Annotated in this window: 22 protein-coding genes and 1 pseudogene; 7 read left to right on the top strand and 16 right to left on the bottom strand. The window is 64.8% G+C overall.

Features of this window, described 5'->3' with window-relative positions:
* Positions 1–187: 187 nt before the first annotated feature.
* The 8 genes from lpdA to DYI24_RS02365 form a co-directional block, all read right to left on the bottom strand.
* Positions 188–1,609, bottom strand: a complete 1,422-nt coding sequence (lpdA, locus tag DYI24_RS02400; RefSeq protein WP_164571116.1) for a dihydrolipoyl dehydrogenase — start codon at positions 1,607–1,609, stop codon at positions 188–190.
* Between the two features lie 71 nt (positions 1,610–1,680).
* Complete coding sequence (locus DYI24_RS02395) at positions 1,681–3,066, bottom strand: pyruvate dehydrogenase complex dihydrolipoamide acetyltransferase (RefSeq protein WP_164571115.1); 1,386 nt, start codon at positions 3,064–3,066, stop codon at positions 1,681–1,683.
* A 12-nt stretch (positions 3,067–3,078) separates the two neighbouring features.
* Positions 3,079–3,375, bottom strand: a complete 297-nt coding sequence (locus DYI24_RS02390) for a DUF5076 domain-containing protein (protein ID WP_107344767.1) — start codon at positions 3,373–3,375, stop codon at positions 3,079–3,081.
* Positions 3,376–3,379: 4 nt separating this feature from the next.
* Positions 3,380–4,789 (bottom strand): pyruvate dehydrogenase complex E1 component subunit beta, encoded by a 1,410-nt coding sequence (locus tag DYI24_RS02385; protein ID WP_164571114.1) that lies wholly within the window; start codon positions 4,787–4,789, stop codon positions 3,380–3,382.
* 58 nt (positions 4,790–4,847) lie between these two features.
* A complete protein-coding gene (pdhA, locus tag DYI24_RS02380; RefSeq protein WP_107344769.1) occupies positions 4,848–5,882 on the bottom strand; it encodes a pyruvate dehydrogenase (acetyl-transferring) E1 component subunit alpha in 1,035 nt (344 codons plus the stop codon).
* A 152-nt stretch (positions 5,883–6,034) separates the two neighbouring features.
* The gene (locus DYI24_RS02375) at positions 6,035–6,352 is read right to left on the bottom strand and encodes an FtsB family cell division protein (RefSeq protein WP_107344770.1); all 318 of its coding nucleotides are present in this window, start codon (positions 6,350–6,352) and stop codon (positions 6,035–6,037) included.
* Positions 6,353–6,440: 88 nt separating this feature from the next.
* Positions 6,441–7,001 (bottom strand): NADPH-dependent FMN reductase, encoded by a 561-nt coding sequence (locus DYI24_RS02370; protein WP_164571113.1) that lies wholly within the window; start codon positions 6,999–7,001, stop codon positions 6,441–6,443.
* A gap of 138 nt (positions 7,002–7,139) precedes the next feature.
* Entirely contained in the window at positions 7,140–8,282 is a 1,143-nt protein-coding gene (locus DYI24_RS02365; protein ID WP_164571112.1) for a CaiB/BaiF CoA transferase family protein, read from the bottom strand.
* 92 nt (positions 8,283–8,374) lie between these two features.
* Here DYI24_RS02365 and DYI24_RS02360 point away from each other — a divergent pair, with 92 nt between their 5' ends.
* Complete coding sequence (locus DYI24_RS02360) at positions 8,375–8,989, top strand: LysE family translocator (RefSeq protein ID WP_164571111.1); 615 nt, start codon at positions 8,375–8,377, stop codon at positions 8,987–8,989.
* Between the two features lie 94 nt (positions 8,990–9,083).
* Here the strand turns inward: DYI24_RS02360 and DYI24_RS02355 are convergent, their stop codons facing one another.
* The 3 genes from DYI24_RS02355 to eno all read right to left on the bottom strand — a co-directional run bounded on the left by DYI24_RS02355 (position 9,084) and on the right by eno (position 12,564).
* Positions 9,084–9,887 carry a hypothetical protein gene (locus DYI24_RS02355; RefSeq protein WP_164571110.1) on the bottom strand — a complete coding sequence of 268 codons (804 nt, stop codon included), beginning with the start codon at positions 9,885–9,887 and terminating at the stop codon, positions 9,084–9,086.
* An 84-nt stretch (positions 9,888–9,971) separates the two neighbouring features.
* The gene (locus tag DYI24_RS02350) at positions 9,972–11,105 is read right to left on the bottom strand and encodes a zinc-binding dehydrogenase (protein WP_164571109.1); all 1,134 of its coding nucleotides are present in this window, start codon (positions 11,103–11,105) and stop codon (positions 9,972–9,974) included.
* Between the two features lie 175 nt (positions 11,106–11,280).
* The gene (gene eno, locus DYI24_RS02345; protein WP_164571108.1) at positions 11,281–12,564 is read right to left on the bottom strand and encodes a phosphopyruvate hydratase; all 1,284 of its coding nucleotides are present in this window, start codon (positions 12,562–12,564) and stop codon (positions 11,281–11,283) included.
* 186 nt (positions 12,565–12,750) lie between these two features.
* Here eno and queF point away from each other — a divergent pair, with 186 nt between their 5' ends.
* Both queF and DYI24_RS02335 read left to right on the top strand, forming a co-directional pair.
* The gene (gene queF, locus DYI24_RS02340; protein WP_164571107.1) at positions 12,751–13,227 is read left to right on the top strand and encodes a preQ(1) synthase; all 477 of its coding nucleotides are present in this window, start codon (positions 12,751–12,753) and stop codon (positions 13,225–13,227) included.
* A 120-nt stretch (positions 13,228–13,347) separates the two neighbouring features.
* Positions 13,348–13,692 (top strand): hypothetical protein, encoded by a 345-nt coding sequence (locus tag DYI24_RS02335; protein WP_107344778.1) that lies wholly within the window; start codon positions 13,348–13,350, stop codon positions 13,690–13,692.
* 47 nt (positions 13,693–13,739) lie between these two features.
* Here the strand turns inward: DYI24_RS02335 and DYI24_RS02330 are convergent.
* Positions 13,740–13,835: pseudogene (locus tag DYI24_RS02330) on the bottom strand (hypothetical protein); the annotation flags it as partial.
* A gap of 104 nt (positions 13,836–13,939) precedes the next feature.
* Here DYI24_RS02330 and DYI24_RS02325 point away from each other — a divergent pair.
* Together DYI24_RS02325 and mdoH are read left to right on the top strand one after the other, a co-directional pair.
* Positions 13,940–15,445 carry a glucan biosynthesis protein G gene (locus tag DYI24_RS02325; RefSeq protein WP_164571106.1) on the top strand — a complete coding sequence of 502 codons (1,506 nt, stop codon included), beginning with the start codon at positions 13,940–13,942 and terminating at the stop codon, positions 15,443–15,445.
* Entirely contained in the window at positions 15,433–17,598 is a 2,166-nt protein-coding gene (gene mdoH, locus DYI24_RS02320; protein WP_164571105.1) for a glucans biosynthesis glucosyltransferase MdoH, read from the top strand. Before DYI24_RS02325 ends, mdoH begins: the two co-directional genes overlap by 13 nt.
* Here mdoH and DYI24_RS02315 read toward each other — a convergent pair.
* From DYI24_RS02315 to DYI24_RS02300, 4 genes are all read right to left on the bottom strand, one after another.
* Positions 17,595–18,821 carry an MFS transporter gene (locus DYI24_RS02315; protein WP_164571104.1) on the bottom strand — a complete coding sequence of 409 codons (1,227 nt, stop codon included), beginning with the start codon at positions 18,819–18,821 and terminating at the stop codon, positions 17,595–17,597. The two genes, mdoH and DYI24_RS02315, sit on opposite strands and share 4 nt — an antisense overlap.
* Positions 18,821–19,684 (bottom strand): 3-deoxy-8-phosphooctulonate synthase, encoded by an 864-nt coding sequence (kdsA, locus tag DYI24_RS02310; protein ID WP_164571103.1) that lies wholly within the window; start codon positions 19,682–19,684, stop codon positions 18,821–18,823. The genes DYI24_RS02315 and kdsA overlap by 1 nt, the downstream gene beginning before the upstream one ends.
* On the bottom strand, positions 19,681–20,550 hold the full coding sequence (locus DYI24_RS02305; protein ID WP_164571102.1) for a VOC family protein: 870 nt from the start codon (positions 20,548–20,550) through the stop codon (positions 19,681–19,683). The genes kdsA and DYI24_RS02305 overlap by 4 nt, the downstream gene beginning before the upstream one ends.
* A 112-nt stretch (positions 20,551–20,662) precedes the next feature.
* The gene (locus DYI24_RS02300) at positions 20,663–20,989 is read right to left on the bottom strand and encodes an NIPSNAP family protein (RefSeq protein WP_107344783.1); all 327 of its coding nucleotides are present in this window, start codon (positions 20,987–20,989) and stop codon (positions 20,663–20,665) included.
* A gap of 110 nt (positions 20,990–21,099) precedes the next feature.
* Here DYI24_RS02300 and DYI24_RS02295 point away from each other — a divergent pair, with 110 nt between their 5' ends.
* The gene (locus DYI24_RS02295) at positions 21,100–21,252 is read left to right on the top strand and encodes a BrnT family toxin (RefSeq protein WP_164571101.1); all 153 of its coding nucleotides are present in this window, start codon (positions 21,100–21,102) and stop codon (positions 21,250–21,252) included.
* Positions 21,242–21,498 (top strand): BrnA antitoxin family protein (locus DYI24_RS02290; protein WP_164571100.1); only part of this gene is annotated, 257 nt, incomplete at its 3' end. The genes DYI24_RS02295 and DYI24_RS02290, both read left to right, overlap by 11 nt.

Below are 21,498 nucleotides of genomic sequence, written 5' to 3'. Positions count from 1 at the left end.
CCCTCCCGGTAAGACCATCGACCTGCGCTCGGCTTAGGTCTGATGATCTCATTGACCGGTGTGGCCAAAAAGCGGCGTGTGCAAGAGCGACCGTCAAAGACGGTTAAATGATGCGGAACTGTTGCGACATAGCAACAAGAGTGTCCTGGCGGACACCCTTTTCAGGTGCACTTAGTAGCCGCTGGGGTCAGGCGTTGAGCACCTTGCCGTAGGCGTCGAGCACGGCTTCCTTCATCATCTCCGACAGGGTCGGATGCGGGAAGACGGTGTGCATCAGCTCTTCCTCGGTGGTTTCGAGGTTCATCGCCACCACGTAGCCCTGGATCAGCTCGGTGACTTCGGCGCCGATCATATGCGCGCCCAAGAGCTGCCCGGTGGTTTTGTCGAAGATCACCTTGACCAGGCCCTGGTCCTCGCCGAGCGCAATCGCCTTGCCGTTGGCAGTGAACGGAAAGCGGCCGACCCGGATCTCCCGGCCCTGCTCCTTCGCCTTGGCCTCTGTGAGGCCCACGGAGGCGATTTGAGGCTGGCAGTAGGTGCAGCCCGGGATCAGGCTCTTGTCGAGCGGATGCGGATGCAGGCCCTTGATGGCCTCGACACAGATCACCCCCTCATGCTCGGCCTTATGCGCCAGCATCGGCGGCCCGGCGACGTCGCCGATGGCGTAAATGCCCGGCACATTGGTCTTGCCGAGCCCGTCGGTGACGATGGTGCCGCGATCGAGCTTCACCCCGAGCTTGTCGAGGCCGAGATTCTCGACATTGCCGACCACGCCGACCGCCGAGATCACACGGTCGAATTCGGCGGTCTCCGGCTTGCCGTTGCCGGGATCGATGGTGGCAACGACGCTATCTGCCTTCTTGTCGAGCTTGGTGACCTTGGCGCCGGTCAGGATCTTGATGCCCTGCTTCTCGAACCGCTTGCGGGCGAGCGCGGCGATCTCGGCGTCCTCGACCGGGAGGATCTGCGGCAGCACTTCGACTACGGTGACCTTGGCGCCCATGGTGTAGAAGAACGAGGCGAACTCGATGCCGATTGCGCCGGAGCCGACCACCAGCAGCGACTTCGGCATGGTCTCCGGCACCATCGCCTCGAAATAGGTCCAGACCAGCTTCTTGTCCGGCTCAAGCCCCGGCAGCACCCGCGGCCGCGCCCCGGTGGCGACGATGATGTGCTTGGCCTGATAGCTGCCCGGCGGCAGCGCACCCTTCGGCGCCTCGGTCTTGGAGGCAGCGACCGTGAGCTTGCCCGGCGCATCGATGGTCGCCTGACCCCAGATGATCGAGATCTTGTTCTTCTTCATCAGGAAGCCGACGCCGTCGTTCAGCCGCTTCGACACTCCGCGCGAGCGCTGCACGATCGCCTTCGGATCGAACGAGATGTTGTCGGCCGACAGCCCGTAATCCTTGGCGTGCTGCATGTAGTGATAGATCTCGGCCGAGCGCAGCAGCGCCTTGGTCGGGATGCAGCCCCAGTTCAGGCAGATGCCGCCGAGATACGACTTCTCGACGATCGCAGTCTTGAACCCGAGCTGCGCTGCCCGGATCGCCGCGACATAGCCGCCGGGTCCGGAGCCGATGATGATGACGTCGAAGGAGGTGTCGGACATAACTACTCGCTCTTCTTCCCTTCACCCGGCCACAGGTGGCACCCTCTCCCACAAGGAGAGAGGGAAGACGTTCACACCATCATCATCACGGGATTTTCGATCAGCGTCTTGAAGGCGCCGATCAGTTCGGCGCCGAGCGCGCCGTCGACGGCGCGGTGATCGCAAGACAGCGTCACGCTCATCATGGTGGCGATCTCGATCTTGCCATCCTTGACGATCGGGCGCTGCTCGCCGGTGCCGACCGCCAGGATGGTGGCGTGCGGCGGGTTGATCACCGCGGTGAAGTCCTTGATGCCGAACATCCCGAGATTGGACACCGCGGTGGTGCCGCCCTGATACTCTTCGGGCTTCAGCTTGCGGGCGCGGGCACGCGCGGCGAAGTCCTTCATCTGCGCCGAGATCGACGACAGCGACTGAGTTTCGGCGCTGCGGATGATCGGGGTGATCAGCCCACCCGGCATCGCCACCGCAACGCCGATATCGGAATGCTTGTGCTTCAGCATACCGCCTTCGGTCCACGACACGTTGGCGTCGGGGACGCGCTGCAGGGCGATCGCCATCGCCTTGATGATGAAGTCGTTGACCGACAGCTTGTAGGCCGGCTTGCCGTCCTTGTCCTTCGGCGCGGCGGCGTTGATGTCCTCGCGCGCGGCGAGCAGCCGGTCGAGGTTGCAGTCGATCGTCAGATAGAAATGCGGAATGGTCTGGGTCGACTGCGTCAACCTTTGCGCAATGGTCCGACGCATGCCGTCGTGCGGCACCACTTCGTAAGAGCCTTCCGGATACAGCGCACGGATCTGCTGATCCGACATCGCCGGCGCGATCGCCGGACCGGCCGCAGGGGCTGCCGCCGGCGCCCTCAGGCCGCCGCCGCTCTTGGCCTGCTCGACGTCGCGAGCGATGACGCGGCCGTGCGGGCCGGTGCCGGTGACGCGGGCGATATCGATGCCGGCATCCTTCGCCAGCCGCCGCGCCAACGGCGAGGCGAACACGCGGGCGCCGTTATGCGTGGCTTCGCCCTTCGAGACCGGCGCTGGCGCGCCCTCCTCAGGGCGAGGAGCTGGGTTTGTTGTTGGCTTTGTCGGAGTCTCTGTCTTGCCGCCCGCACTGCCCTCATCCTGAGGAGCCCGCGCAGCGGGCGTCTCGAAGGATGATGCTGTTGGCTTCGGCGCCTCGGCCTTGCCGGCTCCTGCCCCAGCCGCCTTCACGTCCTCGCCGTCCGCGGCCAGCACCGCGATCACGTCGTTGACCGGAACGTCCTGGGTGCCTTCAGGCACGATGATCTTGGCCAGCGTGCCTTCGTCGGCGGCCTCGACTTCCATCGTCGCCTTGTCGGTCTCAATCTCGGCGATGACGTCGCCGCTTTTGACCTTGTCGCCCTCCTTCTTCAGCCACTTCGCAAGGTTGCCCTTCTCCATGGTCGGCGACAGCGCGGGCATCAGAATGTTGATCGGCATGAGGACAGAACCTTACTGCGGCCGTTCGGTGGTGGCGCCGGTGTCGGTCGGGCGCGACAGCTCGGCCTCGAACATCTCGACGATGCGCTCCAGCGCCTCGTCCTCGGTGTATTCGCTCTCGCGCGCATAGGCGCGCGCGGCGTGGCGGGCGATGTCGACCAGCAGCAGCCCCCACATCTCCGGATCTTCGAACGCGCGCATGAAAGCGATCGACAGACCGCCGTCGAGCACGAAGGCGCGCAGCACCTCGATCGCGTCTTCGCGGTTTGCGACGTCGGGCGGCAGCGGCTGTTGCTTGGGTCCGGTCATTGGCTCACCGATAGCAGACGGCTTTGGCGGCCTCGACCACCTCGGCGACGCTGGGCAGTGCCAGCTTTTCGAGATTGGCAGCATACGGCATCGGCACGTCCTTGCCGGATACGCGGGTCACAGGCGCGTCCAAGTAATCGAACGCGTGCTCCATGATCCGGGCGGAGAGTTCGGCGCCGACGCCATTCTGCTGCCAGCCCTCTTCGACCGTCACGGCGCGCCCGGTCTTCTTCACCGAGGCGATGATCGTTTCGGTGTCGAGCGGACGCAGCGTGCGCAGGTCGATCACCTCGACCGAGATACCGTCCTTCGCCAGCTCGTCGGCGGCCTTCAGCGTGTAGGTCATGCCGTGCGACCACGAGATCAGCGTGACATCCTTGCCCTCGCGGACGATGCGCGCCTTGCCGATCGGGATCACGTAGTCGTCGAGCTTCGGCACTTCGCCGTGCTGGCCGTACAGCATCTCGTGCTCGAGGAAGATCACCGGATTGGGATCGCGGATCGCCGCCTTGAGCAGGCCCTTGGCGTCGGCGGCCGAATACGGCGCCACCACCTTGAGGCCGGGGATCTGCGCGTACCAGGCCGAGTAGTCCTGGCTGTGCTGCGCGGCGACGCGCGAGGCGGCGCCGTTCGGGCCGCGGAACACGATCGAACAGCCGAGCTGACCGCCCGACATGTACAGCGTCTTCGCCGCCGAGTTGATGATCTGATCGATCGCCTGCATGGCGAAGTTGAAGGTCATGAACTCGACGATCGGCTTCAGCCCGGCAAAGCCGGCACCGACGCCGACGCCGGCGAAGCCGTGCTCGGTGATCGGAGTATCGATCACGCGGCGGTCGCCGAATTCCTGCAGCAGTCCCTGCGTGACCTTGTAGGCGCCCTGATACTCGGCGACCTCTTCGCCCATCACGAACACGTCGGGATCGCGGCGCATTTCCTCGGCCATCGCATCGCGCAACGCTTCGCGGATCGTCACCGTCACCATCTCGGTGCCGGGCGGAATATCCGGATCAGCGGCGGCCGACACCGTCGGTGCTTCTGGCGCGTGCTGCGCCGGCGCCGCTGCGGACTTGGCCTGTGCGGCTTCAGGCTCCGCCGCCGGCGGGGCCGATTGCGAGGCCTTGTTCTGCGCGGCCGGGTCCGACGCCTTGTCGGCGTCAGCCGCGCTTTCGCCGTCACCGAGAATGGTGGCGATCGGGGTGTTGACCGCGACGTCGTTGGTACCTTCCGGGATCAGGATCTTGCCGAGCGTGCCTTCGTCGGCGGCTTCGACTTCCATCGTCGCCTTGTCGGTCTCGATCTCGGCGATGACGTCACCGCTTTTGACTTTGTCGCCTTCCTTCTTCAGCCATTTCGACAGGTTGCCCTTCTCCATGGTCGGCGACAGCGCGGGCATCAGAACTTGGATTGGCATTGGGGCTCCGCAGTCATTCAGTCAGGCGGGAAGCAGCCGCGACACGGCAAGGCGGGGATCAGCGATACACATCGGTGTACAGTTCAGACGGATCGGGCTCGGGATCGTGCTGCGCGAAGTCCGCCGACTCGTTGACGACCTTGCGCACCTCGGCATCGATCGCCTTCAGATCGTCTTCGGTCATGTCGAGCGCGAGCAGACGCTTGCGGACCTGTTCGATCGGATCCTGATCGTTGCGGATCTTGTCGACTTCTTCGCGCGACCGATACTTCGCCGGGTCCGACATCGAGTGGCCGCGATAACGATAGGTCTGCATTTCGAGGATGAACGGGCCGTTGCCGGCGCGGCAATGTGCAACCGCCTTGTCGCCGGCGGCTTTGACCGCACGCACGTCCATGCCGTCGACCTGCTCGCCCGGAATGTTGAACGACACGCCGCGCTTGGAGAAATCGGTCTGCGCCGAAGAGCGCGTCACCGAGGTGCCCATCGCGTAGCGGTTGTTCTCGATCACGTAAACCACGGGGAGCTTCCACAGCTCCGCCATGTTGAAGCTCTCGTACACCTGGCCCTGATTGGCGGCGCCGTCACCGAAATAAGCGAGGCAGACGCGGCCATCGCCGCGATAGCGGTTGGCGAAGGCGATGCCGGTGCCGAGCGAGACTTGCGCGCCGACGATGCCGTGTCCGCCGAAGAAACTCTTCTCCCGGCTGAACATGTGCATCGAGCCACCCTTGCCCTTGGAGTAGCCGCCGCGGCGTCCGGTGAGTTCGGCCATCACGCCGTTGGCTTCCATGCCGCAGGCGAGCATGTGGCCGTGATCGCGATAACCGGTGATCACCTGATCACCTTCGCGCAGCGCCATCTGCATGCCGACGACGACGGCTTCCTGACCGATATAGAGATGACAGAAACCGCCGATCGCACCCATGCCGTAGAGCTGACCGGCCTTCTCTTCGAAGCGGCGGATCAGCAGCATTTCACGAAAAGCGCCGAGCTCCTGTTCCTTGGTGAAAGGCGGCACGTTCGATGGTGACGCTCCTCCGGCCTTGTCCTGTGCTGTTTCCTTCGCGGCGCTCTTCTTGGGTGCGGCCATGGCGATTCCGATGAGAGATGAGATGAGCCTCTCTATCGTAACTTATAGCGGCTTGAAAGGATCGCTATGTCGCTGCGCGCAAATCAATATGCCGCAGTGCAGCGACACGAAACTTTCGAAATCGTTCGTCCAGATTTTTGGAATTTGCGCACTCAGCGCTCGGGCAGCATCCGCACCAAGTCCGCCGGATTGGCGAAGTCGAGCTGATAGCGCACGCGTTCGTCGAGCATATCCGGGTCGATCCGGTCGGAGCGCAGCAGCGAGACTCGCTGCTCGGCCTCGGCGCGCTGCTGACGCAGTTGCACCAGTTCCGCAGTGAGCGCGGTGATTTCCTGGTCGAGCTCCTGCTGCGCCGTCAGGCCGTAGCGGCCGGTGTAGGCATTGACGCCGAAATAGCCGATCACGGCCGCAGCGATCGCGTACAGCGCGATGCCGGCGAGGATCGATTTGAGGCGACTGCGGGTGACCATGGCCGGACCATGGGACAGCGCGGTTAACGCACGGCTAACGCCGCAACTGTCCCGCCAGCTTTACAACCGGCGGGACAGGTGTCTGGCGCTATTTGTATTGCTGGACGACGAAGCCGGCGAAGGCGTCGATGTACTTCTGCAGGAACTCGCGCAGCGAGTCCTTAACCAGCGCACCGTCCTCGCCGAACGCATCGCCGATGCCGCCGACATAAGCCTCCGGCTGCTGCAGCGTCGGCATGTTGAGAAACACCAGGCACTGCCGCAAATGGTGGTTGGCGCCGAAGCCGCCGATCGCACCGGGCGAATTCGACAACACACCAGCCGGCTTCTTGTCGAAGCAGCTCTTGCCGTACGGCCGCGAACCGACGTCGATGGCGTTCTTCAGCACGCCCGGAATCGAGCGGTTGTATTCCGGCGTCACGAACAGCACCGCATCAGAGGCCTTGATGCTGTCGCGGAACGCGGTCCAGTCGGCGGGCGGCGCGTCGGTCTCGAGATCCTGGTTGTACATCGACAGGCCGTGCAGCGTGACGATGTCCAGCTTCAGCGTGTCCGGCGCGAGCTTGCTCAGGGCCTGCGCGGTGCGCAGCGAATAAGCCTGCTTGCGCAAACTGCCGACGACGGCGGCGACGCGATATGGTGGGGCCATTCAAATTCCTCCGTAAGCCATGAACAGTCGCGGCGAGCCTAGCCCGCCGCGATGACGGAGAAAGCGCAACATGCGACAGTCGTGTGGCGATGACGCGGTTTTGATGGTCCCCTCACCTTACTCGGTGCGCGGGTCCGCCTATTCAGCCGCAGCGCGGTTACCCAGCACCTCATGGTTGTGCGCGCCGAGCTTGGGCGTGGCGAGTTCGGGATCAGGCCGCTGGCCATCGAACAGAATCGGCAGGCCGGCGACCTTGAGGCCGGTGTCCGGCATCGTGCGCAGCAAATCGGCCGCGGCGAGCTGCTCGGTGGCGGCGAGCTCGGGAATGTCGTTGACCGGACTCACCGGCACGCCCGCGCTCTTGAAGGCCGCGAGCCAATCGGCGGCGCCGCGGGTTCTCAGCACCTCCTGCATCAACGGGATCAATACGGGCCGATGCGCCTGCCGGTCGCGCACCCGCGCAAAGCGCTGGTCGGTGCTCCACTCCGGGTGGCCGAGCACGGCGGCACAGCGCGCGAACAGCCGGTCGTTGCCGGCGGCGATCACGATCGGACGGTCGGCGGTCTCGAACACCTGATACGGTGCCAGCGTGCCGCTGGCGGTGCCATGGCGGGCCGGCGGCTCGCCATCGAGCAGATAGCCGCTCAGCGACATGTCGACCCAGCCGACCGCGGTGTCGAACAGCGAGGTGTCGATGACGCAGCCTTTGCCGGTGACGTGGCGCTGCTGAAGCGCTGCCAGCGCGCCGATCACGCACCACTGCGCGGTGGCGCGATCGTTGATCGGCGGTGCGCAGAAGGTCGGCGGATGTTCGGGACCGCCGGTGAGCGACATCACCCCGCCATAGGCCTGCAGCAGCGGATCGAAGCCCGGCTCCTTGCTCAGCGGACCGGCTTTGCCGAACGCCCAGACCGAGCAATAGATCAGCCGCGGATTGACCGCGCACATCACGTCCGGCCCGATGCCGCACGACGCGACCACGCCGGAGCGCAGGTTCTGGATCAGGATGTCCGCATCCTGGACGAGCTGTTTGAGCCGCGCGACATCGTCCGGGTTCTTGATGTCCAAAGTCACCGAGCGCTTGTTGCGGTTGTAGGTGTGAAACAGCAGAGAGTCGCCGTCGATGAAGGGCGGGCCCCAGTGCCGGGCATCGTCGCCGCCGTCGTGCTTCTCGACCTTGATCACTTCGGCGCCCATGTCGCCGAGGATCATACCGGCCATCGGCCCGGCGATCGCCTGCGCGATCTCGATCACTTTGATGCCGGCGAGCGGTCCACCCATTGCGGTCTCCGATTTCGTGTTATGTCTGTTGGCGCGCACTGTTTCAGGGGTGCGAGGCAAATTGCAAGTGTCTGGCAGGAGCGGAGCGTGCAATGGTGACCGCCGAATTTCTCATCACCTCGCTGATCGTGGTCGCCTCGCCCGGAACCGGCGTGCTCTACACGGTCGCCACCGGGCTCTCGCGCGGGCCGCGGGCGAGCGCCATCGCAGCGTTCGGCTCGACCATCGGCATCGTGCCGCACATGGCGGCCGCGATCCTCGGCCTCGCCGCCCTGCTCCACACCAGCGCGGTAGCGTTCCAGCTCTTCAAGTATCTCGGCGTCGTTTATCTGCTGTACATGGCGTGGAAGACGCTTGGCGAGCGCGGGCCGCTCAGCGTCGACAGCGACGTCGGAGCCCCCTCGGCGCTGCAGATGACGGTGACCGGCGTGTTGATCAACATCCTCAATCCGAAGCTGTCGATCTTCTTCCTGGCTTTCCTGCCGCAGTTCGTCTCCGCCGATGACGCCCATCCGCTCGGCCGAATGATCGAGCTCAGCGGCATCTTCATGCTGATGACGTTCGTGGTGTTCGTGATCTACGGCCTGTTCGCCGCGTGGCTGCGCGACCACGTCATCACCCGCCCGCAAGTCATGACCTGGCTCCGCCGCAGCTTCGCCGCCGCCTTCGTCGCACTCGGCGCCAAGCTGGCGACCGCGGAGCGGTGACGCCTGGTATTAAGCGAACCGTCTCACCGCCGTCGTGCCCGGGCTTGTCCCAAGCATGAGGAAGGACAGAACTTTCGCTAACTAACGGCGTCAGTCAGGTCCGCGCGCGGATTTCGTTGAGCAGGAAGTTGCCGAGCCGCTTGCCGCGATTGCGCAGCACCTTGAGAACGCCCTGGTCGACGAAATACGTCAGCAGAATACTGTCCCGCGTCTCGACGCCTGCAGGCACGGTGTCGGCCGAATGCCAACTGTGCTTGTCGACCGCGAAAGCATAGCCCGAATTCGGCGCGAACTTCATTTGCCGCGCCTTCGGCATCGACCCGTCCGGCCGAACATCATGGAAGATCGTGCCTATATCGGTGTGGGCTTCGTCCCGCGGCAGATACAGCTGCACGGTGATGCCCTTCCAATGCGTGTCGGTGTGCGGCGTAATTTTGTAGCCGGGCACATCGCGGGTCAGAATCGGGATCGGAAACATTCCGACGTCCTGTGCGTCCGGGCCAAATCGCTTCTCCAGCGCGGGGCCCAGCTTGCGGCGGAATGCGTTCTTCACCGGCTCCGAACACAGCGCATCTCCGACCATGCGCCAGACCGAGCGTTGCTGCGGCGGCAGGTGCCGGATGTATTCGGGAAACAAATCGATCTTCACGCGGGTATGCGTGCCGTCGGCGAGATCGTTGCCTTTGCTGCGGCCGTGCATCGGCCGGTAGTCGGTGTTGCGCGGCAACGCCTGAAGCATCGCCGCGTACACCAGTGCGGGAAAGATCCCGACGAATTCGAGATGATAGAACGGCTCCATCACCACAGCGGCCGCCTCGATCGCACCGACGATGTGGTTGATCAACGCAGCGGTCGCTTCCGCCAGTTCCGACGGACGCTGCTCAGCCATCTGATCCATGCTGCTTTCCCTGCTTGCCGCTCTGGTTGAGACTAACTCTTGTTCTCAACCAGAGCCAGCATGTTTCGCAGGCGATCGCGGCGATTATTTGGTCGGATCGATCAGGTACTTCTCGCCGGTGGCGCGCTTGTTGTAGGCGGCGATTGCGTCGAGGGTCAGAGCTTCCTTCAGCGACACGATCTTGGTGTAGTGGCTGGCGAAGGTGGTCTTGAGCTCGGCGGCCACGCGGGCGCGGAGCTTGGCCGCATCGGCGGCACCGATCTTCTGCAGGAACGGGAACAGCAGCCAGCCGCCGGCCGCCCAGGCGAAGCCGAAATTGCGGACGATCTCGGTCGGCTTGGTATCGAGGCTGCCGTAGATGTACACCTGCTTCATCACGTTCGAGCCGTAGCGGCTGTACGGTCCGGTTGCGGTCTTGCCGATCGCGGCTTCCATGCAGCTCAGGATCTGGCCTGCAAGCCGGCCGCCGCCGATCGCGTCGAACGCGATGGTGGCTCCGGTCTTGACCAGCGCGTCGGTAAGATCATCGAGGAAGGTCGGCGCCGTGGAGTCGACCACGTACTTGGCGCCGATATCGCGGAGCAGCTTGGCCTGCGCCTCGCTGCGGACGATGTTGACCAGATCGATGCCGTCCTTGAGGCAGATGCGGTTCAGCATCTGGCCGAGGTTGGACGCCGCGGCTGTGTGCACCAACGCCTTGTGGCCCTCGCGCTTCATCGTCTCGGTCATGCCGAGCGCGGTCAGCGGATTGACGAAGCATGACGCGCCTTCGGCCGCGGTGGTGCCGTCCGCCAGCTTCAGACAGTCGGCCGCTTTGATCAGGCGATACTGCGCGTACATCGCGCCGCCGATCATCGCCACGGTCTTGCCGAGCAGCGCCTGCGCTGCATCCGAGCTGCCGGCCTTGATCACCGTGCCGGCGCCCTCATTGCCCACCGGCATCGACTCGTCGAGCCGCGCGGCCATTGCCTTCATGGCTGCTTCGGGCACCTTGGCGGTGATCACTGGCGCGTCCGCCGTCCCGGACGCTTTCGCGGTCGACATGTCGGCGGCGCCGAACAGCAGGCCGAGATCGGACGGATTGATCGGGGTGGCTTCGACCCGGACCACGACCTCGTCGGGGCCGGGCTCGGGAATGCTCACCGGCAGCAGCGAAACTTCGAGGTCACCGCTCGCCTTGATCAGCGAGCGCAGTTGCAGTCCGGTGGTCTCACTCACGCGTCGTCTCCCTGCTTGTTGTCAGCGCGGCCGCACCTTGGGGCAGCCGCGCGCAGGGTTCAAGGCCGCGCTGATAACCTATCCGTCATTGCGAGGAGCGAAGCGACGAAGCAATTCAGTTCCGACATCCGGCCTCTGGATTGCTTCGCTTCGCTCGCAATGACGCGGTTCTAGTTCAGCGGAACGCCTTCAGCGCCGCCTTGCCGGCGTAGTGCGCGCTGGAGCCGAGCTCCTGCTCGATACGCAGCAGCTGGTTGTACTTCGAGGTGCGGTCGGCGCGCGCCAGCGAGCCGGTCTTGATCTGCCCGCAATTGGTGGCGACCGCGAGATCTGCGATGGTGGAATCCTCGGTCTCGCCCGAGCGATGCGACATCACCGCGGTGTAGCCGGCCTTGTGGGCCATCTCGACAGCGGCCAGCGTTTCGGTCAGCGTGCCGATCTGGTTGACCTTGATCAGGATCGAGTTGGCGCGGCCGTTCTTGATGCCGTCCGCGAGCCGGGTGACGTTGGTAACGAACAGGTCGTCGCCGACGAGCTGGCACTTGCCGCCGATCAGATCGGTCAGCTCCTTCCAGCCTTCCATGTCGTCTTCGCTCATGCCGTCTTCGATCGACACGATCGGATAGCGCGCGACCAGATCGGCGAGGTACTTGGCCTGCTCCGAGCGCGAGCGGGTCTTGTTCTCGCCGCCATAGACGTAGGAGCCGTCCTTGAAGAACTCGGTGGCGGCGCAGTCGAGCGCCAGCATCACGTCGTCACCGGCCTTGTAACCGGCCTTGCCGATCGCGGCCATGACGAAGTCGAGCGCCGCATCAGCCGACGGCAGGTTCGGCGCGAAGCCGCCTTCATCGCCGACATTGGTGTTGTGGCCGGCCTTCTTCAACTCACCCTTGAGGGTGTGGAAGATCTCCGAGCCGCAGCGCAGCGCGTCGGCGAAGGTCGGCGCGCCGACCGGCATGATCATGAATTCCTGGAAGTCGATCGGATTGTCGGCATGCACGCCGCCGTTGACGATGTTCATCATCGGCACCGGCAGGGTGCGGGCCGAGGTGCCGCCGACATAGCGATACAGCGGCATGTCGTAGGACGCAGCCGCTGCCTTCGCCGCGGCCAGCGAGACGCCGAGGATGGCGTTGGCGCCGATCCGGCCCTTGTTCGGGGTACCGTCGAGCTCGATCATGGTCTGATCGAGCTGCACCTGCTGTTCGGCATCCATGCCGCCGAGCGCGTCGAACAGCTCGCCGTTGACCGCCTCGACCGCCTTCTGCACGCCCTTGCCGAGATAGCGGGCTTTGTCGCCGTCGCGCAGCTCGACCGCCTCATGGGCGCCGGTGGAGGCGCCCGACGGCACCGCGGCACGGCCGACCGAGCCGTCCTCGAGCACCACGTCGACTTCGACGGTCGGATTGCCGCGGCTGTCGAGAATTTCGCGGCCGATGATGTCGACGATGGCGGTCATGAATGCCTCTTGATCGGATGGAGGGAATGGAGTTGCGCCGCTTCTACAGCATGGCTCCGGGCACGAAAAGGCCGCTCGCCCGCTCCATGGGGCCCGACCAACGGCGAACGCACCGGTTTTGCAACGGATTCCCCTGCCCCGGAAAATGCTCTAGGACGGCGGTAACGGAGACCACAAGTTCAAGCCATGTCGAAAACACCTCGCAAATCCGCCGCCTCCCCGTCCCTGCAGCTCGGCCAGGCCGTCGAATGGCCCGACCGGCCGGAAGCCGCCAAGCTCGACCGGGTGCCGAACCCGCAGAAGGACACCAACTTCCTGGCCCGCTTCACCGCGCCGGAATTCACCTCGCTGTGCCCGGTGACCGGCCAGCCGGATTTCGCGCATCTGGTGATCGACTACGTTCCGGGCCCGTGGCTCCTCGAGTCGAAATCGCTGAAGCTGTACCTCGCCTCCTTCCGCAACCACGGCGCCTTCCACGAAGACTGTACCGTGGCGATCGGCAAACGGATCGCAACCGAGATCAAACCGAAATGGCTGCGCATCGGCGGTTACTGGTACCCGCGCGGCGGCATCCCGATCGACGTGTTCTGGCAGGCCGGCAAACTGCCGAAGGACGTCTGGGTGCCGGACCAGGGCGTGCAGCCGTATCGCGGACGGGGTTAGCCGGAGCACGCGCAGACGCCATGCGCCCCGCGGTGCATGGCGTTCCGGCTGGAGGGATTGCGGAACGGCGCGAGACCAGGTAATCAATCGCAGCTTCTTCTGTTATCTGAAGAGGCTGACATGAACGATTTATACTCGTGGACTGCGCATCAGCACCACGGCTTGCACACCTTCAAATCATTCCAAGACAAGCTTGAGCAGTTCGCCGAAGATCATCCGGCGCAACGCGGTCTGTGCCGTGTGCTGTCTCATCTGGTGCAGGATTACATCGAGGCCTTCGATGAAGCGCCTCTGCCGGCCGACCTCGCACGCGACGTGCATCATCGGCTGCTACAATTGTTGGCGTCACTTGAACTGCACGGCGATTCCGAGCGCAGGCTCGCCGACATCAACCGCGTCGCGGGTTTTGCGCTCTGGCCAATGCCGCAAAGCCCCTCTGGTGGCGAACATCGTCCGCATCACTGACGACGCTGCCGTGGCCGCTACAGCCGCACCGCGTCGTCCACAAGCAGTGGCGGCCGGATCTCCTGCGGCACGCCGAGATGATCGGCGAGCTGATAGACCTGCGACCTGTAGAGGTGTGCGATCGGCTTGAAGTCGGCGGCGCCGTGGATTGACATTGCCTCAACGTCGCGCATCTCGCAACAGAGTGGAACTTTTCGCGCTCGCGAACGTTTGAACGGAACTGCAATGTTTAGGCGGAGAAGCGAGATTGAACCGGCGGCAAGTTCTGACCGGGCTGGCGGCGTTGCCGCTGTTGCAGGCAAAGCCCGATCCCGCCGCGGCGGACCGCTCTTCCTCGATCGACTTCGATCCTTGGATGGTGCGCAAGCTGGCGCGCGAACTGGCGAGCAAACCCTATGAGGCACCCGACGGCTCGTTGCCGGCCTCGCTGAACGACCTCAGCTACGACGCCTACCGGTCGCTGCGCTTTCGACCCGAGCGCGCGCTCTGGCGTGCCGAGAACCTTCCGTTTCAGGTCCAGTTCTTCCACCGCGGCTTCCTCTACAAGAACCGGGTGACGATCTTTGAAGTCGCCGATGGCAAGGCGCGCCACGTGCCGTATCGCGCGGACGACTTCTCGTTCGGCGACGTCGCGCCGCCGCCGGATGCCGATCTCGGCTTTGCGGGGTTTCGGATTCATGCGCCGCTGCAGCGTGCGGATTATTACGACGAGGTCAGCGCCTTCCTCGGAGCGGCCTACTTTCGCGCCGTCACCAAGGGCGAGCGTTACGGCCTCTCTGCGCGCGGCCTGTCGATCGACACCGGCCAGTCGAGCGGGGAGGAATTCCCGCTGTTCAAGACATTCTGGCTTGAGCGGCCTGCTCCGGGCGCATCGTCGCTGGTGGTGCATGCGCTGCTCGACAGCAAGAGCGTCGCCGGCGCCTACCGCTTCACCATCCGGCCCGGTGACACCACGGTGTTCGATGTCGAGATGGCGCTGTATCCGCGCGTCGATCTGCAGCATGCCGGACTGGCACCGATGACCAGCATGTTTCTGTTCGGCCCGAACGATCCGGCCGATACCCCGGACTTCCGCGCCGCGGTGCACGATTCCGACGGGCTCGCGATCTTCAACGGCAGCGGTGAAGAGCTGTGGCGGCCTCTGTGCAATCCGAAGGATCTGCAGATCAGCTCGTTCAGTGACCGCAACCCGCGCGGCTTCGGCCTGATGCAGCGCGAACGCAGCTTCGCCAACTATCAAGATCTCGAATCCCGATACGAGCTGCGGCCGAGCCTGTGGGCCGAGCCGATCGGCGACTGGACCGATGGCGCCGTCAAACTGATCGAGATTCCCACCCGCGAAGAGGTGCACGACAATATCGCGGCGTTCTGGGAGCCCAAGCAGCCGCTACGCGCCAAGGGCGAACACATCTACACCTATCGCCTGCACTGGGGACCGGACGCGCCGAAACCCAACGCGCTTGCACGGTTCGTGCGGACCGGCGTCAGCGCGCGGGGCGACACCGAACGATTATTCGTGCTCGACTTCGCCGGCGAGCGGCTGAAGACCGTCGATGCCGCCGCGATCCGCGGCGTAGTCACCGCCGACAAGGGCGAGATCCGCAATATCGTGACCCAACCGAACCCGGCGATGGGCGGCTGGCGGCTCAGCTTTGACCTCGCGCAGGCGCGAGCCCCGGTCGAATTACGGGCGGTCGTGTGCGAGGGCGACGCGGCGGTCTCGGAAGTTTGGCTGTACCGATGGACGCCGTGATCGGGCCGCGGCGCGAGGGCTACAGCGACACCGCGCGCCGAGCCGAACCGCTGCCTGCGAACGCACCGTTGCCGATGCCGGTGCAGTCGTTGCTGCAGAGTCCCCGGGCTGCCGCCGTCCGATCGCCGGCCGCTTGGCGCCGCGTGCTGATCATGGTCGCGACCGCAGTGCTGTCCGCGGCGGGCATCTACGAGATGTATCAGGTGCTGCAGGTCGGCGGCATCACGGTTCTCGAAGGCGTGGTGCTGGTGCTATTCGCCGCGCTGTTCGCCTGGGTCGCACTGTCGTTCGTGTCGGCGCTGGCCGGCTTCACTGTGCTGTGCTGCGGCTGGCGCGACGATATCGGCATCATGGCGGATGGCTCTGTTCCGGCGGTCTCTTCCAGGATCGCGATGCTGCTGCCGACCTACAACGAAGACGCCCCGGTGGTGTTCGCGAGGCTACAGGCGACGCGGCAATCGGTCGACGAAACCGGACGCGGCGCACAATTCGACTGGTTCGTGCTCAGCGACTCCACCGATCCGTCAGTATGGATCGATGAAGAGCGCTGCTATGCCGAACTCGCCGCCACACACGACCGTCTCTACTATCGACACCGGCCCCACAATACGGCACGCAAGTCCGGCAACATCGCCGACTGGGTCGAACGTTTCGGCGGTGCTTACGACTTCATGGTCATCCTCGACGCCGACAGCGTGATGACCGGTGACGTGCTGGTGCGTATCGCCGCCGCGATGGAGACGAACAGCGACGTCGGATTGATCCAAACTCTGCCGGTCGTGGTCCAGGCGCGCACGCTGTTCGCGCGGGTCCAGCAATTCGCCGGCAGCATCTACGGGCCGATGATCGCCGCCGGCACAGCATGGTGGCACGGCTCCGAGAGCAACTATTGGGGCCACAATGCGATCATCCGGGTATCGGCGTTCGCGGGCACCGCCGGGCTACCGACGTTGGCGGGCCGCAAACCATTCGGCGGTGAAATCCTCAGCCACGATTTCGTCGAAGCGGCGCTTATGCGCCGCGCAGGCTGGCGCATTCACCTCGCCCCAACGCTGCGCGGCAGCTACGAAGAGTGCCCACCTTCACTGCTCGATTTCGCCGCGCGCGATCGGCGCTGGTGCCAGGGCAATCTGCAACACGGCAAGCTGCTCACCGCCCGCGGACTGCATTGGGTGTCGAGGCTACATTTCCTCACCGGAATCGGCGCTTATCTCACCGCGCCGATGTGGCTGGCGTTTCTGATTGCCGGCATCCTGATTTCGCTGCAGGCGCAATTTGTCCGCCCCGAATATTTCCCCAAGGACTTCTCGCTGTTTCCGATCTGGCCGGCGCAGGACCCGGTGCGCGCCGCCTGGGTGTTCGCCGGCACGATGGGACTGTTGATCCTGCCGAAGTTGCTAGCCCTGTGGCTGGTGCTGATGCGCAACGAAACCCGCAGGAAGTTCGGCGGCGGCCTGTGCGCGTTCGGCGGCTTGCTGCTAGAGACGCTGATCTCGGCTCTGAACGCGCCGGTGATGATGGTGTTTCAATCCACCGCGGTGATCGAGATCCTGCTCGGCCGCGACGCCGGCTGGCAGGTTCAGCATCGCGGCGATGGCGCGATCCCGCTGCTGGAAGTCGTCCGCCGCTACGCGCTCCCGACAGCGCTGGGCGCGACCATGGCGATCGGAGCGTGGCTGGTGTCGTGGCCGCTGCTACTGTGGATGACGCCGGTAATCGTCGGCCTGCTGCTCGCGATCCCGGTGGCGCTGCTGACGACGCGTGTCTCCCGCTCGCGTCCGTTGCTGATGACGACTCCGGAGCAGATCGATCCGCCGGCGATCCTGACGCAGGTGCACGCACTCGCCGATCGTCTTTGCCAGGCAAACCAGACAACCGATCCGCTGAGCGCGCTTTGTAGCGACCGACGACTCCGAGAGCTCCATCTCGCCGCACTGGCCTTCCATCCTCCACGCCCGCGCGGCCGTATCGATCCGCATCTGGCGACCGCGCGCGTGCTGATCGACGACGCTGAAAGTTATAGCGAAGCGGCCGGCTGGCTCGGCCCGCGCGAAATCCGCGCTGTGCTCGGTGATCGCGAGACCCTACAAGGGCTGCTGGCATTGCCCGGCGGAGATGGACCAGGACCAATCGCCACGGAGTCCCGCGGTTAGAGTGGCAACTCGCGAGCGACTGCATCCGCCGGCGGGCGCGGCTTGAGGATGCGGGCCAGTACGATCCCGAGCGTGGCCATGGTCAGCGCTGTCAGGGTCAGCGTCGCGGTCTTGCCGAGATGCGATAGGCCGAAGCCGTAGGCGATCGGGCCGGTGGTCTGGCCGATGAAGAAGAAGAACGAGTGCAGTGACATCGCGGTGCCGCGCGCGGTCTCGGTGAGTTCGGAGGCGAACACCTGGATGCAGCCGTGCAGCATATAGAACCCCATCCCCATCAGGACGAAGGCGAACATCTGCGCCTGCCAATGCGGGCCGAGCATGATCGCCGCGAGCTGCAGCGCCACCAGAAGACCGCCGCCGATCATCATGCCGGTGGTACGTAGCCGCGGCAGCAATTGCGACACCGTCAGCGTGTAGATCAGCCCGCCGATCGCAAAACCGGCAATCACCAGGCCGGCGATCGCAAGGCTCTGTTCGCCCTGCTCGTGCAGAAACGCCGCGACGTAAGGAAACACGCCCATCACGCAGGTGCCTTCGATCAGCACCGCGGTGAAGCAGATCGCCGCGTTGGGATTACTGAAGATGGTGCGATAGCCGCGGCGTAGTGCCGGCAGGTCCATCTCGGCGCTGCGCGGCGGCATCTTGGCGCCGCGGGCGCCGAACGCCACCGCGATCGCGGCGACGATCACCAGCACGCCGAGGATCGCCAGCACGCCGCGCCAGCCGAGGAAATCACCGATCACGCCCGAGGCTGAGGCACCGAGCAGATTGCCGGCCATCGAGCCGCCGAGCACACGGCCGATCGCCACCTGCCGCCGATCGACGGTGACGAGATCGCTGGCAAGGCCGAGCGCCACCGGAAACACCCCGCCCGAGCCGATGCCGGCGAGGATGCGGCAGATGAACAGCACGGTGAACGACGACGACAACGCGCCGAGCAGGCTGGCGAAGCCGAGCAGTGCCAGGCAGACGATCATCAGCCGCGCTTTGCCGAACAGATCGCCGAGCGCACCGATCGCCGGCTGCACCACCGCGAAAGTAAACGCAGTGACCGCGGCGAGACCCGCCGCAGTGGTGATCGTTACCGAGAACTCTTCGGCGATCCGCGGCAGCACCGGATCGAGCGCGCGCGTCGACAGCGACGCGGCGAAGCTTGATAGAGCGATGATGTTGAGCGCCGGCGGCAGCCGCGATGAGGAGGCTGCACCACCGGCTGTCGGCATCAAACGGCCCCGACCGCGGACCGCTTCTTGGCGAGCGCGTCGAATTCCATCAGCGTCTTGATCAGCGCTTCGAACTCGCGCAGCGGCACCATGTTCGGCCCGTCTGACGGCGCGTGATCCGGATCCGGATGGGTCTCGATGAACACGCCGGCAACGCCGACCGCGACCGCCGCGCGCGCCAACACCGGCACGTATTCACGCTCGCCGCCCGACGAGGTGCCCTTGCCGCCCGGCTGCTGCACCGAATGGGTGGCGTCGAAGATCACCGGCGCCCCGGTGGTCTTGGCCATGATCGGCAGCGCGCGCATGTCCGACACCAGCGTGTTGTAGCCGAACGACACGCCGCGCTCGGTCACCAGCACCTTCGTGTTGCCGGCGTAGGTGATCTTGGACACCACGTTGCCCATGTCCCACGGCGCCAGGAACTGCCCCTTCTTGACGTTGACGATCTTGCCGGTCGCCGCGGCCGCGAGCAGCAGGTCGGTCTGCCGGCACAGGAACGCCGGGATCTGCAGGATATCGACCGCTTCGGCGGCGCGCGCGCATTGCTCGTTCTCGTGCACGTCGGTCAGCACCGGCAGGCCGAGGCTGTCGCGGATCTCGGCGAAAATCGGCAGCGCGGCGTCGAGGCCGAGGCCACGGGCGCTGGCGGCGCTGGTCCGGTTGGCCTTGTCGAACGAGGTCTTGTAGACGAGCCCGATGCCGAGCCGCGTCGCGATCTCCTTCAGCGCCGAGGCGACTTCCAGCGCGTGTGCGCGGCTTTCGAGCTGGCACGGGCCGGCAATGATCGACAGCGGCAAAGCGTTGCCGAATTTGACGTTGCCCGCCACGACGCTGGTCGCGGGCGCAATGCTCTTGTTCACCGCACTGTTCCTTGTTCGAAGATCAGGGTCGCGCCGCAGACATTCGGCACCACCAGGCGGCCGACATGGCGCGCCGCCGGGATCTTGTGGTCTTGCAGCAGCCGTTCAACCACGCCGAGATCATCGACGGCAATCCGTAATCCGACGAAGCTTGCGCCCTCGCCTTCGGATGGAACCGTGATGCCGTATTGGTCGCGCAGCGACACCGGTTCGACGATATCGATCTCGCCGCGCTTGGTCGGCGCGGTGACGCCGATCGACGTCGAGCGCAGATCGCGGCTGCCGGTGAAGGCTTCGAGGAAGATGTGATGATCGGTCGGATTGTCGGCGACCATCACCACCGCCGTCGCAGCACGCGCGCCATTGGCATGCGCCTGGAACGCTGGATTCCAGAAATTCTCCGGGTAGTGATGCTGACAGGTGGCGAAGCCGGTCTGCGGCGACAGCGCATCGCGCGCGAACGCCAGCGAAAACTGCAGTTTCACCACGCTGCCATCGGGGCGCCGCCCTTCCCGTCCGAACGTGAACACCTCGCCGGCCGCGATGCCGCTGTCGGTGAACCGGCGCAGGTCGGCTGCCGCATCGTCGCTCGCCAGAAGCAGCATCGACAGACCTTCGCGGACCGCCAGGTAATCGCGTTGAAACGCCCCGAATGAAAACGCGCCGTCGGGCTGCGGCGGAATCTTGTCAGGCTCGCCGATCGTCAGCAACTCGATGAAGAAGCGATCGAACTGGACGATGCGGTTATGTGTTCCCCAGGGATGAACGTTGCGCGCACCGACGATGAAGCCGAGCCGCTGATACAGATCCGCGGCCGCATCGAGATCGCGCACCGCATGAACGATATGGTCGAAACCGTTGGACATAAACGAGGCCGTCATTGCGAGGAGCGCAGCGACGAAGCAATCCAGCTCCGTGCTCGGCGCTGGATTGCTTCGCTTCGCTCGCAATGACGATCGAAACTGATAATCATCCGAATTACTTCAGCGCAGAGAACGCGGTCGGCACCAACAGCTGATTGGTGATGCTGTCGACGATCTGGCCATCCTTCTCGGTTTCGGCCTTGGCGGCGAGCCATTCCGGATCGGTGGCGAATGCGGTCCATTTCTGCTCGCGCTCGGCAAGGCTCTCCCAGGCCAGCAGATAGGTCAATTCCTGGTTGGAAGCGCCGACCAGCGTGGTGAAGAATCCGGCCTGACGGATGCCGTGCTTCTCGAACAGCTTTAAGGTGATGGTCTCGAACCGCTTGAGGATCGCCGGCAGCTTGCCCGGCACACAGCGATAGACTCGCGACTCGTAGATCATGACGCCCTCCACATCGTTGTGGCGCTTATAGCGGTAAGCGACGGGGGTTGTCTTGCCCGCCGCGCAAGGAGCAGAGTTGCGCATTGCCATAGCAAATTGTATATACAGCAATGTCGGATTTCGACCCGGCCAAGGATGCGATCAACCGTGCCAAGCATGGCATCTCCCTGGCGCGTTGGGTCGATTTGCGCGTGCGGTCCATCATCCGTGACGTCAGCCTGCGCCGCGCGCACGACAAGGAAATGAGGCGCCATGCCCCGTAAACGCAGCGAGCCGGTTTTCGATGAAGACAACCCGGAGTGGACCGCAGAGGATTTCGCCAACGCGACGCCCGTGAACATCATGGCGAAAGACCTGACGTCGGAATTCCTCGCGAAGATTCCAGGCCGTCGCGGTCCGCAAAAGGCGCCGACCAAAGTCCCGGTGTCGATCCGGCTCAGCGTCGACGTGGTGGAGCACTACAAGGCGACCGGCCCGGGCTGGCAGTCCCGGATCGACGAGACGCTGCG

It is taken from the genome of Rhodopseudomonas sp. BR0C11 (assembly GCF_010820945.1).
In the GTDB taxonomy this organism is placed as follows: domain Bacteria; phylum Pseudomonadota; class Alphaproteobacteria; order Rhizobiales; family Xanthobacteraceae; genus Rhodopseudomonas; species Rhodopseudomonas palustris_H.
Note: the sequence above shows the minus strand (reverse complement) of the source record. Positions and strands in the feature narration are given on the sequence as shown.